Annotated in this window: 13 protein-coding genes; 8 read left to right on the top strand and 5 right to left on the bottom strand. The window is 69.4% G+C overall.

Annotated features, from left to right (window positions below; all coding sequences use genetic code 11):
* Positions 1-7: 7 nt before the first annotated feature.
* The gene (locus VMT65_RS34500) at positions 8-1,120 is read right to left on the bottom strand and encodes an inositol-3-phosphate synthase (protein WP_326312857.1); all 1,113 of its coding nucleotides are present in this window, start codon (positions 1,118-1,120) and stop codon (positions 8-10) included.
* Positions 1,113-1,670 (bottom strand): PadR family transcriptional regulator, encoded by a 558-nt coding sequence (locus VMT65_RS34495; RefSeq protein ID WP_326312856.1) that lies wholly within the window; start codon positions 1,668-1,670, stop codon positions 1,113-1,115. Before VMT65_RS34495 ends, VMT65_RS34500 begins: the two co-directional genes overlap by 8 nt.
* A gap of 241 nt (positions 1,671-1,911) precedes the next feature.
* Here VMT65_RS34495 and VMT65_RS34490 point away from each other — a divergent pair, with 241 nt between their 5' ends.
* The 3 genes from VMT65_RS34490 (at position 1,912) to VMT65_RS34480 (ending at position 6,956) form a co-directional block, all read left to right on the top strand.
* Positions 1,912-2,325 (top strand): DUF5318 domain-containing protein, encoded by a 414-nt coding sequence (locus tag VMT65_RS34490; protein WP_326312855.1) that lies wholly within the window; start codon positions 1,912-1,914, stop codon positions 2,323-2,325.
* Between the two features lie 743 nt (positions 2,326-3,068).
* Positions 3,069-5,234, top strand: a complete 2,166-nt coding sequence (locus VMT65_RS34485) for a transglycosylase domain-containing protein (RefSeq protein ID WP_326312984.1) — start codon at positions 3,069-3,071, stop codon at positions 5,232-5,234.
* Positions 5,235-5,324: 90 nt separating this feature from the next.
* Entirely contained in the window at positions 5,325-6,956 is a 1,632-nt protein-coding gene (locus VMT65_RS34480; RefSeq protein WP_442790370.1) for a glycosyltransferase family 87 protein, read from the top strand.
* A 9-nt stretch (positions 6,957-6,965) separates the two neighbouring features.
* Here the strand turns inward: VMT65_RS34480 and VMT65_RS34475 are convergent, their stop codons facing one another.
* On the bottom strand, positions 6,966-8,369 hold the full coding sequence (locus VMT65_RS34475; protein WP_326312854.1) for a TerD family protein: 1,404 nt from the start codon (positions 8,367-8,369) through the stop codon (positions 6,966-6,968).
* Positions 8,370-8,480: 111 nt separating this feature from the next.
* Between VMT65_RS34475 and VMT65_RS34470 the strand changes: the two genes are divergently transcribed.
* From VMT65_RS34470 to VMT65_RS34450, 5 genes are all read left to right on the top strand, one after another.
* Positions 8,481-9,212 carry a hypothetical protein gene (locus VMT65_RS34470; RefSeq protein WP_326312853.1) on the top strand — a complete coding sequence of 244 codons (732 nt, stop codon included), beginning with the start codon at positions 8,481-8,483 and terminating at the stop codon, positions 9,210-9,212.
* A gap of 23 nt (positions 9,213-9,235) precedes the next feature.
* Positions 9,236-10,237, top strand: coding sequence for a dihydroxyacetone kinase subunit DhaK (gene dhaK, locus VMT65_RS34465; RefSeq protein WP_326312852.1), 1,002 nt, complete (start codon positions 9,236-9,238; stop codon positions 10,235-10,237).
* Positions 10,237-10,854: a dihydroxyacetone kinase subunit DhaL gene (dhaL, locus tag VMT65_RS34460; protein WP_326312982.1), complete on the top strand. Its 618-nt coding sequence runs from the start codon at positions 10,237-10,239 to the stop codon at positions 10,852-10,854. The genes dhaK and dhaL overlap by 1 nt, the downstream gene beginning before the upstream one ends.
* Complete coding sequence (dhaM, locus tag VMT65_RS34455; protein ID WP_326312851.1) at positions 10,851-11,579, top strand: dihydroxyacetone kinase phosphoryl donor subunit DhaM; 729 nt, start codon at positions 10,851-10,853, stop codon at positions 11,577-11,579. The genes dhaL and dhaM overlap by 4 nt, the downstream gene beginning before the upstream one ends.
* Before the next feature lie 80 nt (positions 11,580-11,659).
* Positions 11,660-12,415, top strand: a complete 756-nt coding sequence (locus VMT65_RS34450; protein ID WP_326312850.1) for an isocitrate lyase/PEP mutase family protein — start codon at positions 11,660-11,662, stop codon at positions 12,413-12,415.
* On the opposite strand, the gene VMT65_RS34445 is transcribed toward VMT65_RS34450, so the two are convergent.
* Both VMT65_RS34445 and VMT65_RS34440 read right to left on the bottom strand, forming a co-directional pair.
* Positions 12,416-13,216 carry an HAD family hydrolase gene (locus VMT65_RS34445; protein ID WP_442790369.1) on the bottom strand — a complete coding sequence of 267 codons (801 nt, stop codon included), beginning with the start codon at positions 13,214-13,216 and terminating at the stop codon, positions 12,416-12,418.
* A 14-nt stretch (positions 13,217-13,230) separates the two neighbouring features.
* Positions 13,231-15,603 (bottom strand): phosphoribosyltransferase, encoded by a 2,373-nt coding sequence (locus VMT65_RS34440; protein WP_442790368.1) that lies wholly within the window; start codon positions 15,601-15,603, stop codon positions 13,231-13,233.
* Positions 15,604-15,720 lie beyond the last annotated feature (117 nt).

Below are 15,720 nucleotides of genomic sequence, written 5' to 3'. Positions count from 1 at the left end.
AGGGTCTTTACTCAGCCCCGATGATGAACGCCTCCAGCTGCGCGCGGGCGACGTCGTCCGCGAGCTGCTGCGGCGGGGACTTCATCAGGTAGGCCGAGGCCGGGATGACCGGTCCGCCGATGCCGCGGTCCTTGGCGATCTTGGCCGCGCGCACCGCGTCGATGATGATGCCCGCCGAGTTCGGCGAGTCCCACACCTCGAGCTTGTACTCCAGGTTCAGCGGCACGTCGCCGAAGGCGCGGCCCTCGAGCCGGACGTAGGCCCACTTGCGGTCGTCGAGCCACTCGACGTAGTCCGACGGGCCGATGTGCACATTGCGGTCGTGCACCTTGCCCGCCAGCGGACCCTCGAGGTTGGAGGTCACGGCCTGGGTCTTGGAGACCTTCTTGGACTCCAGCCGCTCCCGCTCGAGCATGTTCTTGAAGTCCATGTTGCCGCCGACATTGAGCTGGTAGGTGCGGTCCAGCACGACGCCGCGGTCCTCGAACAGCTTGGCCATCACGCGGTGGGTGATGGTCGCGCCGACCTGGGACTTGATGTCGTCGCCGACGATGGGCAGGCCCGCGTCGACGAACTTCTGGGCCCAGACCGGGTCGGAGGCGATGAACACCGGCAGCGCGTTGACGAAGGCCACGCCCGCGTCGATGGCGCACTGCGCGTAGAACTTGTCGGCCTCTTCGGAGCCGACCGGAAGGTAGGACACGAGGACATCGACCTCGGCGTCCTTGAGCGCCTTGACCACGTCGACCGGCTCGGCGTCGGACAGCTCGATGGTCTGGGCGTAGTACTTGCCGATGCCGTCCAGGGTCGGACCGCGCTGCACGGTGATTCCGCTCGGCGGCACGTCCGAGATCTTGATGGTGTTGTTCTCGCTGGCGAAGATCGCGTCGGACAGATCGAAGCCGACCTTCTTGGCGTCCACGTCGAACGCGGCGACGAACTTCACATCGCGCACGTGGTACGGGCCGAACTTGACGTGCATGAGACCCGGAACGGTGGAATCCGCCGGTGCGTCCTTGTAGAAGTGCACGCCCTGAACCAGGGAGGATGCGCAGTTGCCCACACCCACGATGGCCACGCGAACTTCGGTGGCTCCGCCAGCCTGATTGATGTCACTCATGGCCGATATTTCCCTCTTTCTGTGGTGCCGCCTTCGTCGATTGCTCTGCGGCAATCAACTCGTTGAGCCAGCGCACTTCGCGCTCGCTTGATTCGAGACCGAGTTGATGGAGCTGGCGGGTATAGCGGTCCAATTGCCCGCTCGCGCGTTTGATCGCTTCCCGCAGTCCCTCTCGGCGCTCCTCGACCTGCCTCCGCCGCCCCTCCAGGATTCGCATCCGCGCTTCCGCGGGGGTGCGGCCGAAGAAGGCCAGATGAACGCCGAAGCCGTCGTCGGTGTAGTTCTGGGGCCCGGTGTCGGCGAGCAGTTCGGCGAACCGTTCCCGCCCGGGGTCAGTCAGTTGGTAGACCCGCCGCGCACGGCGGGTGGCCAATCCCTGCGGACTCTCCTCCGCGATGAGGCCGTCGGCCTGCATGCGCCGCAGGGTCGGATACAGCGACCCGTAGGAGAAGGCCCGAAAAGGCCCCAGCAGACCGGTGAGTCGCTTGCGCAACTCGTAGCCGTGCATCGGTGATTCGAGGAGCAGCCCGAGGATCGCCAGTTCCAGCACGGGCTTCACCTCCTGACTGTCGTGTGTTCAGAACCTAACCGATGGATGCAGTTCCAAACTATATCGCGCCGATATAGTTGCCGCGCACTATGCGACGCTCGTGCCTCGTACTCAAGGGCAATGGGCGTCTGGGGGCCGGGCCCCCAGACCCCCGAATCTCATGTGGAATCTCATGTGGAGATTTCGTGAGAGTCGACTCGGGGCGTGCGGGCGGTCGGGGCGCGCAAGTACTCTGGGTCGCGTGCGAATACAGCGGCAGGTAGTGGACTATGCGCTTCGGCGTAAGTCGCTGCTGGCCGACGTCTACGCGGGACGGGTGGACGTCGCGGAAGTGTGCGATGCGAATCCGTACCTGTTGCGTGCGGCGAAGTTCCACGGGCGGGGGAGCGAGGTCACATGCCCTATCTGCAGGAAAGAGCAGTTGACTCTCGTATCGTGGGTCTACGGTGACGGGCTCGGGCCCGTCGCGGGATCGGCCCGCACGCCGGAGGAGTTGGTCCGGTTGGCCGAGACTCGTGAGGAGTTCTCGGTGCACGTGGTCGAGGTGTGCCGGACCTGCAGCTGGAATCATCTGGTGCAGTCCTATGTGCTGGGCCTAGCGCCCGCACCGACCGGGCGTCGTCGCACCAGCGCCCGTCGCACGGCCGCCGAGTGAGAGGCCACGTCGACTGCTGATCCAGCGGGTATCCCCGTGCCCGCCGCGGTGCACCTGCGTGACCGCATCCGAGAGCAACAGGACCGTATCGAGAGTTATTGGAGAGCCAGGCTGTGACATCGCCCTATGACGACGGACCGCACGGCGGCCGCCCCCGTGGCGGTTCGCAACCCGGCCCCGGCGGCTACCCGCCGCCTCGACCGGCAGGCCCGCCGCCCGGGGCACGCCAGCCCGCGGGACCCGGCGCTCCCCGCGGCCAGGGCCTACCGCCGCGCGGGCCGGGTGGCCAGCCGCCGCGCGGTCCGCTGCCGCAGGGCGGTCAGCCCCCGCGTCGTCCCGGACCGCCGGCTCCGAGACCCGGCGCTCCGGACGCGACCCGCAAGCTACCCAATCCCGCCGATTCCGACGCGAAGGTGAATACCGGCGCGCGCCAGGCGGTTCCGAATCACATCTCCCGGGCGGCCACCTCCGACCGCACCCAGCGCGTGTCCGACCGCGCGGTGCGCGCGGGTTCGGGCGCGGGCGCGGGGACCCGGCCGCGGCCCGTCGACGACCGCACCCGGCCGCCCTCGGGCGGGCAGCCCGCGGCCCGTCGACCGCAGGCCGGCGATCCGGCCGGTCCGCCGCCGCGACGCCCCGGCGGCAATGGCCCCGGCGGTTCGGGCGGCTCCGGCGGCGGCCGCAAGGGCGCGCCGAAGAAGCGCTCGATCTGGCGCACCGTCCGCCGCGTGATCTACCTCGGCATGGCCATGGTGCTCGGCGTCGCGAGCGCTGGCTTCCTGTTCATGTACTCGACGGTCAACGTGCCGCAGCCCGGCGACCTGAAGAACAATCAGGTGGCCACCATGTTCATGGCCGACGGCACCTCGGTGCTGGCGAAAGTCATTCCGCCGGAAGGCAATCGGACCGATGTGAGCATCGATCAGATTCCGCCGCACGTGCGCAACGCGGTCATCGCCGCCGAAGACCGCTCGTTCTACACCAATCCGGGCTTCTCGATTCAGGGCTTCGGCCGCGCCATCGTGGGCCAGTTGACCGGTAATACCAGTGCCGGTGGTGGTTCGACGATCACGCAGCAGTACGTCAAGAACGCCATGGTCGGCAATGAGCACTCGCTCAGCCGCAAGCTGCGCGAGTTGGTGATCTCGGCCAAGATGGCCAAACAGTGGTCCAAGGACCAGATCCTGACCGCGTATCTGAACACCATCTTCTTCGGCCGCGGCGCCTACGGCATCGACGCCGCGTCCAAGGCGTACTTCAACAAGCCGGTCTCGGATCTGACGGTGGCCGAGGGCGCGGTGCTGGCCGCGACCATTCAGCAGCCGTCGAATCTGGACCCGGAGAAGAATCCCGAAGGCGCGCAGGCCCGTTGGAAGTACGTGCTGGACGGCATGGTCGACGGCGGCAATCTGTCCGCGGCCGATCGCGCGAACATGCAGTACCCCGCGGTGATTCCGGCCGCGCAGGCCCAGAAGGACAAGACCCTGGACTCGGGCCCGGAGGGCCTGATCAAGACCCAGGTGCTCAAGGAGCTCGAGGCCGCGGGCATCAGCGAACACGATCTGAACACCGAGGGCCTGCAGATCACCACCACCATCGACAGCAAGGCGCAGCAGGCGATGGTCGACGCGGTGAACAAGGTGATGGACGGCGAACCGGACAAGCTGCGGACCGCCGCGGTGTCGGTGGATCCGAAGACCGGCGCGGTGCGCGCCTACTACGGCGGTTCCGACGGCCAGGGCCTGGACTACGCCAATCAGGGTCTGCCGCCGGGCTCCTCGTTCAAGGTGTTCGGCCTGGCCGAGAACCTCGAACTGGGCAAGCCGCTCTCGACGCTCTACGACTCGTCGCCGGTCACGGTGAACGGCATCAAGATCACCAACGTCGAGGGTGAGCAGTGCGGCATGTGCACCATCGCCGAGGCGCTCAAGCGCTCGCTGAACACCAGCTTCTATCGCATGCAGCTGGACATGCCCGGCAACGGCCCGCAGAAGATCGCCGACATGGCCCACAAGCTGGGCATCCCGGACACCATTCCGGGCGTGGGCAAGACGCTGACCGAGAAGGACGGCTCCGGCCCCAACAACGGCATCGTGCTGGGCCAGTACCAGGTGCGCCCGCTGGACATGGCGTCCGCGTACGCCACGCTGGCCGCCTCGGGCGTGTACCACGCGCCGCACTTCGTGCAGAAGGTCGTCGCCTCCGACGGCACCGTGCTGCTGGATCGCGGCGAGCCCGCGGGCGAGCAGCGGGTCTCGGCGGCGGTGGCGGACAACGTGACCGACGCGATGAAGCCCATCGCGGCGTGGTCGCGCAACCACCAGCTGGCGGGCGGCCGTCTCTCGGCCACCAAGACCGGCACCAACCAGCTCGGCGACACCGACGAGAACCGCGACGCCTGGATGGTCGGCTACACCCCGTCGCTGTCCACCGCGGTCTGGGTGGGCACCGACAACGGTGAGAAGCTGCGAAACGCGAACGGCGGCATGATCTACGGTTCGGGCCTGCCCGCCGACATCTGGAAGGCGACCATGGACGGGGCCCTCAAGGGCACGCCCAACGAGAACTTCCCGAAGCCGGGCACCATCGGCGGCCAGGCCGGTGTGCCGTCCTGGTCCGCGCCGTACACGCCCGCGCCGACCACCGAGCAGCAGGTGCTGCCGCCGGTGATCACCCAGAGCCAGGTCGAGATCCTGCCGGGTCTCACCATCCCGGTGCCGGGTCTGGCGCCCAATCCGAACAATCAGCGGCAGTCGAATCCGCAGAGCCAGCAGGCGAATCCGCAGGACGGCGGGCCGATGTCCGGCCAACCGGTGGCGCCCGCCGACGGATCGACACCGACCACGTCACCGAATGGCGGTGGCGGCAATGGGAACGGCAACGGCAACGGGTCACGGCCGACTCGGTAGCCTGCTGCCGTGATCGAGCAGGAACTGGTGCACCGGCCGACCGCCGCGGGCGTGTCGGCCGGTGACGCGCTGAAGCCGGGGGAGGCAGCGGTGGAAGATGCTCGCGCACAGCGTGATTCCTCGGTGGTCTACGAATCACCGGAGCCGCTGGCGGCGGATCTGCGATCGGTCGACGACCGGGACAAGCCCAGTCGCACCGATACGCTGACCGCGCAACTGTGCGATGTGATCGGCGGCCCGGTGGGCGATCACGCGGTGATCGGCCGGGTCCGCTTCTGGACGCCCATGCGCGTCATGATGGCGTTCGCGGTGCTGTTCCTGGCCTTCGGCTGGTTCGGCAAGGCGGGCTGCATTCAGCAGCGGCCCGACGCCGACGGCGTGATGGGACTGGACTGGAACAACGGCCGCCAGTACATCGCCATGTGCTACTCGGACACCGTGCCGCTGTACGGGGCCGAGCATCTCAACGAGGGCGCATTCCCCTACAAGAAGCAGTGGGTGGAGTTCAACGACGGCAAGCCGCAGGTCCGGTACATGGAGTATCCGGTGCTGTCGGGGCTCTACCAGTACGCCTCCATGGGAATCGCCAAGGCGTGGAAGCTGTCCGCGCTGCCGGGGCACACCGCCCTGGAAGTGGTCATCTACTTCAATGTGGTGGCGATCGGGCTGTCGCTGGCGTGGCTGGTGACCATCTGGGCGACCGCGCTGCTGGCCGGTCGCCGGGTCTGGGATGCGGCGCTGGTGGCGCTGTCACCGCTGGTGCTCGTGCACGCGTTCACCAATTTCGACGCGCTGGCAACGGCTTTCGCGGCGGGCGGGCTGCTGGCCTGGGCGCGGCGGCGGCCGGTGCTCGCGGGTGTGCTGCTGGGTCTGGGCGGGGCGGCCAAGCTGTATCCGCTGCTGTTGCTGGGACCGATCCTGGTGCTGTGCCTGCGGGCCGAGCGGGTCGGCGAGGACGAATCGGCCTGGGGCGGTATCCGTCCGCTGCGCGCGGCGGGCGGGGCGGTCGCGGCGGCGGTGGTCACCTGGCTGGCGGTGAACGCGCCCATCGCGGCGCTGTATCCCGACGGCTGGCGAGAGTTCTTCCGGCTCAATACCGAACGCCACGCCGACCCGGATTCGATCTACAACGTGATCACCTCGTTCACCGGCTGGCCCGGATTCGACGGGGTGCTGGGCCCGCAGCAGACGCCGGTGTGGCTGAATCAGGTGTCGCTGGTGCTGTTCATCCTGGCCTGCGCGGGCATCGCCTGGATCGGGTTGACCGCGGCGCGGCGACCGCGGCTGGCGCAGTTGGCGTTCCTGGTGGTGGCGGCGTTCCTGCTCACCAACAAGGTGTGGAGCCCGCAGTATTCGCTGTGGCTGGTGCCGCTGGCGGTGCTGGCGTTGCCGCAGCGGCGAATCCTGTTGGCGTGGATGACGATCGACGCCCTGGTGTGGGTGCCGCGCATGTTCTACTACCTGGGCCAGGACCACAAGGGCCTGCCCGAGCAGTGGTTCACCGGCACGGTGGTGCTGCGGGATCTGGCCGTGGTCGCGCTGTGCGTGCTGGTGATCCGGCAGATCTACCGGCCGGGTGACGATCCGGTGCGCCGGGACGGGATCGACGATCCGGGCGGCGGGGTGCTCGAGCACGCCCCGGATCCCCAGATCCCTTGGCTCCCGGCGTTCTTGCGGCCCCGCCACCCGGATCCGGTGACGTACCCGGTCCCGGTGGCGTAGGCCCGGATTTCAGACGAACCGGGCCAGCTGCGGAACCGCCTCGCCCGGATGCTTGGCCTGGAAGCCCTCGCCGAGGGCTTCCAGCTTCCAATCCGCGCCCGGGGCCGGGCGATACACCTTCGCCATGACCATGGCGGTGAAGGGCATGCCGCCCGCGAGGGTGTAGCGGGCCAGTTCCGCATTGGTGGCGCTATCGACCAGACGGCAGTAGGCGTTGGCGATCTGCTCGAAGGTGTGGCCCTTGTAGGAGGTCACGATGAAGACCAGGGTGGTGACCGACGCCGCGATGCGGGTGAGGTCGACCATGATCTCCTCGTCGTCGCCCTCGCCCTCGCCGGTCAGGTTGTCGCCCTGGTGGCGGATGGAACCGTCCTTGGAGTTGAGGCTGCCGTAGTAGACGACATCGACCGGGTTGGCGCCCGCGAACAGCACCACCGAGGCGTCCAGATCCACATCCACGGACTTGTTCCCGAACATGCCGCCGCGCTTGACCGGATCCCAGCCCAGACCCATCTTCACGTGGCCCAGCGCCGCGCCGCCCTCCTTGCGCAGGTTGATGCGCTGGCCCTTGACCAGGCTGACGGCATGGCCGTTGGGCAGGTCGCGATCGGCCTGGACCGGCGGCGGCGCGGCCGCGTAGCCGGGCGGCGGCGGGTATCCGGCGGGCTGCAGGTAGCTCGGCGGCGGCGGATACGACTGTCCCGGAGCCTGATACCCACCGGTCGGCGCGTACTGGGCCGGGGGCGGCGGGGGATAGCCGGTGCCGGAAGAGAACTGGTCGACGGGCGGCGGGTAACCACCGGTCGGCGCGAAATTGTCGGCGGGCGCGGGCTCGGGATATCCGGTCGGCTCGGGATATCCGGTCGGCGCGGGGTTGTACGGCGCGGGCTCGGGCGCGGCCTGGGGTGCGTCGTTGACCTGGACGCCGTGGTCGGTGACCAGCGCGGCGAAGCCGCCCGCGTAACCCTGGCCGACGGCGCGGACCTTCCAGTCGCCCTGGCGGCGGTACAACTCCAGTGCGATGACGATGGATTCGGTGCTCAGCCCCTCGATCCGGTACTCGTACAACGCGTTTCCGGCGGCATCGCTGACGGTGGCGACCGGCGGGGTCAGCGGCCCGAAACTGCCATTGGCGTCGTCGAGGGTGATGACGGCCCGAAGTTGTTCGATATCAGCTGGAATCGCGCCCAGCGACACCGCCAGCACCGCGGGCTGCCCGGCCGCGCCCGGCCGCAGCTGCACCCCGGGTCCCGACGGCTGGTTGAAGAAGACGAAATCGGCGTCGGAGCGCACCTTGCCGGCGGCGGTGACCAGCAGCGCGGACAGGTCCGCGGGCGCGGCCACCTGCACGCTGATCACCAGATCGGGAACACTCAAGGGACCGTTCTGGCCCTTCACCAAAACTGCGGACAAGATCGACCCTTCGCTTGTCGGTGCTATCGCTGCCACTCTACGAGAATCCGACGACACGGGACGGGGCCGTGGTGTACGGTCCGCGCGGGCGGGCGTGGCAGGATCGGCGGAGTGAGCGACGGTGAGGTCGATCCCGGGGATGCGCACGAACAGTATCTGAGCGCCTTCCGGCATCCCGCCGTGTCCCGCGATCAGCTGCGCGACCTGCTCGACGCGGTGAACGCGTTCCTGGACACCATCACTCCCAAGGACGGGGAGTACGTGCCGCGCGGCGGCTGGGCCCCGGAATCCACGGCCATGGCCTTCCAGATCGGCCGGGCGGTCGAACAGGTGCTGTCCGAGCGGGAGGACGCCGACCGGGAGCTGGTGCGCCGCCGCGATATTCGCGACCGGCTGGTGGCCGCGCTGGACGCGGTGCTGGACTGCCTGCGCACCCTGCCCGAACTGGCCGAGGCCGAGGTGCAGCTGGGCACCATCTGCGTGAACGAGGGCTTCCAGGTCTACGAGGACGGTTCGGTGCGCACCACGCCCGCGCAGGAGCTGAGTTGCGATCCGGGGCTGTTGGAACAGCGCCGGGCCGAACTCGACGAGCAGATGACCGCCGCGGTGACGGCCCGCAACGGCCTGATGGACGACACCGTCGATCTGATCCGCGAGCGGCTCGGGGTCGCCGACGTCGGGATTCCCTGGGTGATCCTGGCCGCGACCCAGGGCGGGCTGGATGTGTCCGAGCCGTTCGAGTTCGCCGCCGAACACCTGCCCGACTGCGAATTACGGGATCTCATGGTGCAGTTGGTGACCGATATCGAACTGGCCCGCACACTGGAGGAGCCCGCGCGTTAACCGGTTGCCGAGGGGAGATTTCGGTGAAGAAGCTCATCAACGATCCGGCCGAGGTGGTGGACGCCGCACTGGCGGGTATGGCCGCGGCGCATCCGGAGCTGCGGGTGGACGTGAAACAGCGGCTGGTGGTGCGCGCCGACGCGCCGGTGCCGGGCAAGGTCGGGCTGGTCTCCGGCGGCGGTTCCGGGCACGAACCGCTGCACGGCGGATTCGTCGGCCTCGGCATGCTCGACGCGGCCTGCCCGGGCGAGATCTTCACCTCGCCGGTGCCCGATCAGATCCAGGCCGCCACCGCGGCGGTGGACGCCGGTGCCGGCGTGCTGCACATCGTGAAGAACTACACCGGCGATGTCATGAATTTCGACATGGCCGCCGAGCTGGCGGCCGCCGAATCCGGCACCGAGGTGCGGTCGGTGGTGGTCAATGACGATGTGGCGGTGCAGGACAGCCTCTACACGGCCGGGCGGCGCGGTGTCGGCGCGACCGTGATCCTGGAGAAGATGGCGGGCGCGGCCGCCGAGGCGGGTCGCCCGCTGGCGGAGGTGGCGCGCATCGCCGAGGCGGTGAACGCGAATTCGCGCAGCATGGGCATGGCGCTGACCTCGTGCACGGTCCCGGCGGTCGGGCATCCGACCTTCGAACTGGGCGACGGGGAGATGGAGATCGGCATCGGCATTCACGGCGAGCCAGGGCGGCTGCGGGTGCCGCTGGCCCCCGCCCGCGATGTGGCGGAAATGCTGCTGGACCCGATCCTCGCGGATCTGCCCTTCGCGCAGGGGGATCGGGTGCTGTGTTTCGTCAATGGCATGGGCGGCACGCCGCTCATCGAGCTGTACCTGATGTTCGACGAGGTGGCGCGCATCCTGCGCGGGCACGGCATGCACATCGAGCGCTCACTGGTCGGGTCGTACATCACCTCGCTCGAGATGGCGGGCTGCTCGATCACCCTGACCAGGCTCGACGAGGAGCTGACGGCGCTGTGGGACGCGCCGGTGCGGACTCCGGCACTGCGGTGGGGCATCTGATGGCGGCGGTGGACGCGGCGGCGTGGGTGCGGGAATTCGCCGCGCTGATCGACGCGCACGCCGAGGAGCTGACCGCCCTGGACGCCGCCATCGGCGACGCCGACCACGGCACGAATATGCGGCGCGGTCTGGCGGCAGCCGTTGCGGCACTCGATGATTCGACGCCGGACACCGCGGCCGAGGTGGGCAAGCAGACCGCCATGGTGTTGATCCGCACGATCGGCGGGGCGAGCGGGCCGCTGTTCGGGACGTTCTTCCTGCGCTTCGCCGGTGCGATCGACGGCGGCGCGGATATCGGCGATTTCGCGCGGGGATTCCGGGCCGGGCTGGAGGGTGTGATCGCCCGGGGCAAGGCCGAGCCGGGGGACAAGACCATGGTGGATGCGCTCGGCCCGGCGGCCGACGCGTTGGACGAGCAGGTCGCGGGCGGAGCGTCGGCCGAAGCCGCCCTCGATGCGGCGGTAGCGGCCGCCGAGGCCGGGCGCGACGCCACCGTCCCGCTGGTGGCGCGCAAGGGACGCGCCTCCTATCTCGGGGAACGCAGTGCGGGACATCAGGATCCGGGCGCCACCAGTGCGGCGCTCCTGGTGCGGGCCGCCCGGCGGGCGGTCCGATGATCGGACTGGTGGTGGTGTCGCACAGCCGGGCGCTGGCCGAGGCGGCGGTGGCCTTGGCCGCCGGACTGCTGCCCGATCAGGGCGTGGCGATCCGGATCGCGGCCGGACTGCACGACAATGAGCTGGGCACCGACGCGGTCGCGGTGGCCGACGCCATCGCCGCGGCCGACTCCGGCGACGGGGTGCTGGTGCTGATGGATCTGGGCAGCGCGGTGCTGTCCGCGGAGACCGCGCTGGATCTGCTCGAATCCGCCGTCGAGGTAACCCTTTCCGCCGCGCCGCTGGTGGAGGGTCTGTTGTCAGCGCTGGCGGCGGCGGGTGGCGGGGCGGATCTGAGGACCGTCGCGCGCGAGGCCGAGAACGCGTTGGCCGCCAAGCGCGGCCAGCTCGGCGAATCTCCCGAAGGCGCGGTCGAAAACGATCCACAGGTGTCCACAGGTGTGCGGCCTGTGGATGATTCGGTGATCGCCGATACCTTCCCGGTATCCGGCGAACACGGACTCCACGCCCGACCGGCCGCCGAACTGGTCGCGGCGCTACGGGAATTCGACGCGGACGTGCGATTGCGCAACGCCACGACCGGCGCGGGCCCGGTGCCCGGCGACAGTCTGACCCGCGTCCTCACCCTCGGTGTCCTGCCCGGCCAGCTGTTGGAGGTCACCGCAACGGGCACGGATGCTGCCGCGGCGGTCGCCCGGGTCCGCGCCCTGATCGACGGTCACTGACGTATTCCCCCGCGCCGCGTGAGATATATACCCGGCGAATTCCTTCCCCGCTCAACGCTTCCCGGGGCAAGATCGAGCGCATGACCAGCCTCGCTGAGAAAGCCCAGACCTTCCTGACCCTCCACCAGCCCGGCAATCCGGTGATCCTGCCGACGGTCTGGGACGCCTGGTCCGCGAAGTTGGTGCAGGACGCCGGTTTCGCGGCCCTCACCATCGGCAGCCATCCGCTGGCCGATTCGATGGGCAAGGCCGACCAGGAGGGCATGACCTTCGCCGAGGTGCTGGGCCGGGTCCGGGAAATCACGGCGACCGTGGACATTCCGGTGTCGGTCGATCTCGAGTCCGGCTACGCGGAGAAGCCGTCCCGAATCATCGAGGGCCTGCTCGAGGCGGGTGCGGTCGGCTTCAATATCGAGGACTCCGTGCACAGCGAGGGCGGGCGGCTGCGCACACCGCAGGAACACGCCGATCTGGTCGGCGAGCTGCGTGCCGCCGCGGATGCCGCCGGGGTGCACGTGGTGGTGAACGCGCGCACCGATGTCTTCCTGCGCCAGGACACCGGCATTCCGGAGGAAAGGCTCGAGAGCGCGCTCACCCGGCTGCGCCTGGCCGCCGAGGCCGGTGCGGACGTGCTCTACCCGGTGGGCCGCCACGAGCCCGAGGTGCAGCGCACGCTGACCGCGGAGCTGCCGTTGCCGGTCAACGCCATCGGCATTCCGGATCAGGGGTCGCCCGCCTACTTCGCCGAACTCGGTGTGGCGCGGGTCAGTTTCGGCCCGTTCCTGCAGCGCGCCCTGACCGAGCAGACCAATCGGCTGCTGGCGGGCTGGCGCTGATCAGGCCCGGACGCCCAGGAAGTAGTCGAGGATCTCGTCCGCGGCGTGGATGCCCGACGCCGCGGTGACGGACACGCCCGGATGGGTCCAGTTCCGTTCCTCCAGCTCGCCGTGGCGCGGGCGAATGGCGGCATCGGCGACGCGCAGCAGTTCGGCGTCGAGCGCCCCGTCGCCCGCGGCCAGCAGCCGGGCCTCCGGGTGCAGCTCGCCCGCCTCCAGCATGCGACGTCGAACCTCCTGCACCGCACGGCTTTTGCACACCGGAACGGGCATGGTGTAAATCTTGCGGCCCTGCTGGGACACCGACCAGCCGCGCGGGCGGCACCAGGCGTCCCAGTCGGCGAGGAAGCCGTCGGGCACCTTGGCGGGGTCGACGACGAGATAGACGAACAGGTCGTCGGCCTCACGCAGGCGCAGCACCCACGATTCGTCCACGCGCGCCCGCAATTCCGCGCGCACCTCCACCAGGGTGGCGCACTCGGCGCGCACCTGGGCCTCCAGCGCGGAGCGCCAGCGCCGATCGGGCAGGCCATTGCGCAGGATGGTGCCGCCATTGCTGGTGACGGCGTAGGGCCACGGCCCGCCCGGCAGCCGGACGCGATGGAACTGCTCGATGGTGCGGGTGGTGGCCGGGACCAGCGCCACCGCCGACGCGAGCGCGGTGAAGCGCTTCGCCGCCGTCACCGTCATGTACGAGAGCGGTTGCCCCTCATGGTGTTCCACGCACACCGTCTCCGGCTCCGGGTGCCCGAAGGACGACCGCGTGTAGATCACGGTCTTGTCCAGATCCGTCGCCACCATCACCCCGCGCACCGCTACCCCTTCACATCCTTGATCAAGCCCATACAGGCATACGCCAAATCCGGAACCACCTCGACCGGTACCCCGCGTGCCGCGGCCAGCAGCCGAATGTGGGCGTGTTCGCCCGCCTCCGGGTCGCGCACCAGCACCCGCCAGGGCACGCGCCGCAGCAGCACCCGGGTCGTCTCACCCACACCGGGTTTCACGAAATTCACGCTGGCGATGCCGTATTCGGCGCGCACCCGCTCCACCGACGCCCAGCCCGCCCAGCTCGGCGTGCGATCGGCGGCCAGCAGGGCCCGGACCCGCGCGTCCACCAGCGGTCGCACCTGCTCGAAGCGGTCACTGACGGCATCGAGCAGACGGTTGGACACGTCCTCGGCCGCCAGCTCCCGGTAGAACTTGCCGCCGTGGAACTGTCCGGGACCGATCAGCCGGTCATTGAGGACGGTGCGCGAAATCAGCCCGGACACGGTGGAATTCAGGCAGGCCGACGCGATGAGGAAGTCGTCGCGGGTGCCGAAGGTGCGCACACACCCGCCCGGGTCGGCGAGCACGGCCAGGTCCGGGTCGAACCGCGCCCCGCCCGCCGCCTCGTAGGCCGCCAACGCCGCCGCGAGCTCGCGGGTGATCGCGCCCTTGCCGGTCCAGCCGTCGACGAAAACCACCCGGGCCGGATCATGGTGCGCCGCAAGATAATCCAATGCCACCGCATCGATCCCGCGATCCCGCACGATCGACACCGCGTAGTGCGGCACCTCGAGACCGCGCCCGGCCAGCCAACGCCGCATGAGCACCCCGACCGGGGTACCCGCCCGCGCCAGCGACGCCAGCACGATATCGCTCCCGCGCTCGGCGACCACCAGCTCCGACACCGTCGCCACCGCCAGCGCCAACCGCTCGGCACTCTCGGCCAACACCTGGTCGAACAGCTCCCGATACGCGTCGTCCGGCTGATACTCCACCGGCAACGACTCCGCGTAATGCGCGACCCCCGCCTGAATCCGCCGCTCCCGCTCCACCACATCGGCCTCCAGCGCCACCCCCGACAGATCGGTCAGCAGCCACGCCACCTCGTCGGACGCATAAGACCCGAACTCGGGCCCACGCAAAGGCTCCGGCAATGCGGCGACCCCGCCGCGCGCCCGCTCCAGTACCCGCGGGTCCGCGCCGTCCAGCACGGCCAGCATCACGTCCGCTCCGGACGCGGTCAGCACATCGATGAGGCCACCTGCCGCGGTGAGTCTTTCGGTATCGGCGGGCCAGTCGGTGACCACGAGCAGGATCGGGTCGGCATCGATGGGCTCGGGCCATTGCGCGTTGTAAAGAAAGCGCGGGGCGTCCTCATCGAGTTCCGGTGCCGTGAAACGGAATCCACGGCGCAGCGGGTAGCCGGGCTCGTCGAGCACATAGGCGGGTGAGCGCGTCGTGGTCTGGTAGCGGGTGGGGACGCCTCGGTCGGCGAGTGCCGCGGCGATACGCAGCGGCAGATACATGAGTTCCTCGTGCGCGATGACAATGACCGATCGGTTTGCCAGCTCGCGCGCGAGCTCGGCCACCGTGTGGTCGAGTGCGGCCTCGAACGGCGCCCCGTCGGAGTCGAGGAAGCCGTGGCGACCACCCTCGGGAACTTCTCGGGGCCAGGGCAATTCGATGCGGGTGCAGCTGCCGCGTCGATCACCGACCGGATTCAGGGCGGGCTCCGGCAGGGTTGCCATCACCGTCTCGGTCAGGTCGGTCGGGAGCACGGTGTGGCCGCTGGCCAGGCTGACGGTGTCGATGCGGATGCCGAGGTCGCAGGCGAAGGCTTCGAAGGTCTGACGATCCTTTTCGGTGCGCATGTCGACCAGGGAGGCGAGGATGTAGTGCCTGCGCGGGGTGAGCGCGTGTAATGCTCGAATGGCGTCCAGAGCCGTTGCGCCGGTGGAGATCTCGTCGTCCACCAGCACCATGGGCAGATCGTTGCGGAACACCGTGGCGGGCATCGGCTGCAGCAGGTGGGAGGTGGCATGGGAATGCCCCTCCTCGAATCCGGCGAGCGTGACGGCGGTCGGCACATCGCGGCGTGTGGAGTGCAGGTAGCAGCGCGCGCCGATCCTGGCCGCGACGGTGTGGCCCAGGCCCGTCGCGGTCTCGGCGAACCCCAAAACCACGGCGTGGGTGCCGGATTGCCCCGGCGTCGCGAGGACCTCGGAGACCAGGTCGCCCAGGCGGTTGCCCGCGTCGAGGACGCGGTGCGGGTCGGTGGGCAGGTGTTTGCCGAGAACCGTGGATACCAGCAGGTGGGCGCGGCGCGGGTTGCGGCGCAAGCCCGGCTCGACGAGATCCTCTATACGCCAACCTGGTTCGTGGATCGATGAATCGACGTGGCGGAGTGTGAGTCCCAGTTCGCGTGTGGCCCAGGGCAGTTCGCGTGTAACGCGGGGAAGTACGGGTGCGGTCCAGGGATTTCCGCGGGTGGCACCGGGGCGTCCCCGGGTATGCGCGGCCAGGTCGGGTTCGGC

Origin of the sequence: Nocardia sp. CDC153, from assembly GCF_035818515.1 — a bacterium.
In the GTDB taxonomy this organism is placed as follows: Bacteria; Actinomycetota; Actinomycetes; order Mycobacteriales; family Mycobacteriaceae; genus Nocardia.
The sequence above is the reverse complement of the archived record's forward strand: the minus strand, read 5'-3'. Positions and strand labels throughout refer to the sequence as shown.

Excerpts from the sequence above, each read along its gene's own strand:
- dhaL (WP_326312982.1), top strand. The coding sequence starts at position 10,237 with ATGGCGGCGGTGGACGCGGCGGCGTGGGTGCGGGAATTCGCCGCGCTG.
- VMT65_RS34500 (WP_326312857.1), bottom strand. The coding sequence starts at position 1,120 with ATGAGTGACATCAATCAGGCTGGCGGAGCCACCGAAGTTCGCGTGGCC.
- dhaM (WP_326312851.1), top strand. The coding sequence starts at position 10,851 with ATGATCGGACTGGTGGTGGTGTCGCACAGCCGGGCGCTGGCCGAGGCG.
- VMT65_RS34485 (WP_326312984.1), top strand. The coding sequence starts at position 3,069 with ATGGCCATGGTGCTCGGCGTCGCGAGCGCTGGCTTCCTGTTCATGTAC.
- VMT65_RS34445 (WP_442790369.1), bottom strand. The coding sequence starts at position 13,216 with ATGGTGGCGACGGATCTGGACAAGACCGTGATCTACACGCGGTCGTCC.
- VMT65_RS34450 (WP_326312850.1), top strand. The coding sequence starts at position 11,660 with ATGACCAGCCTCGCTGAGAAAGCCCAGACCTTCCTGACCCTCCACCAG.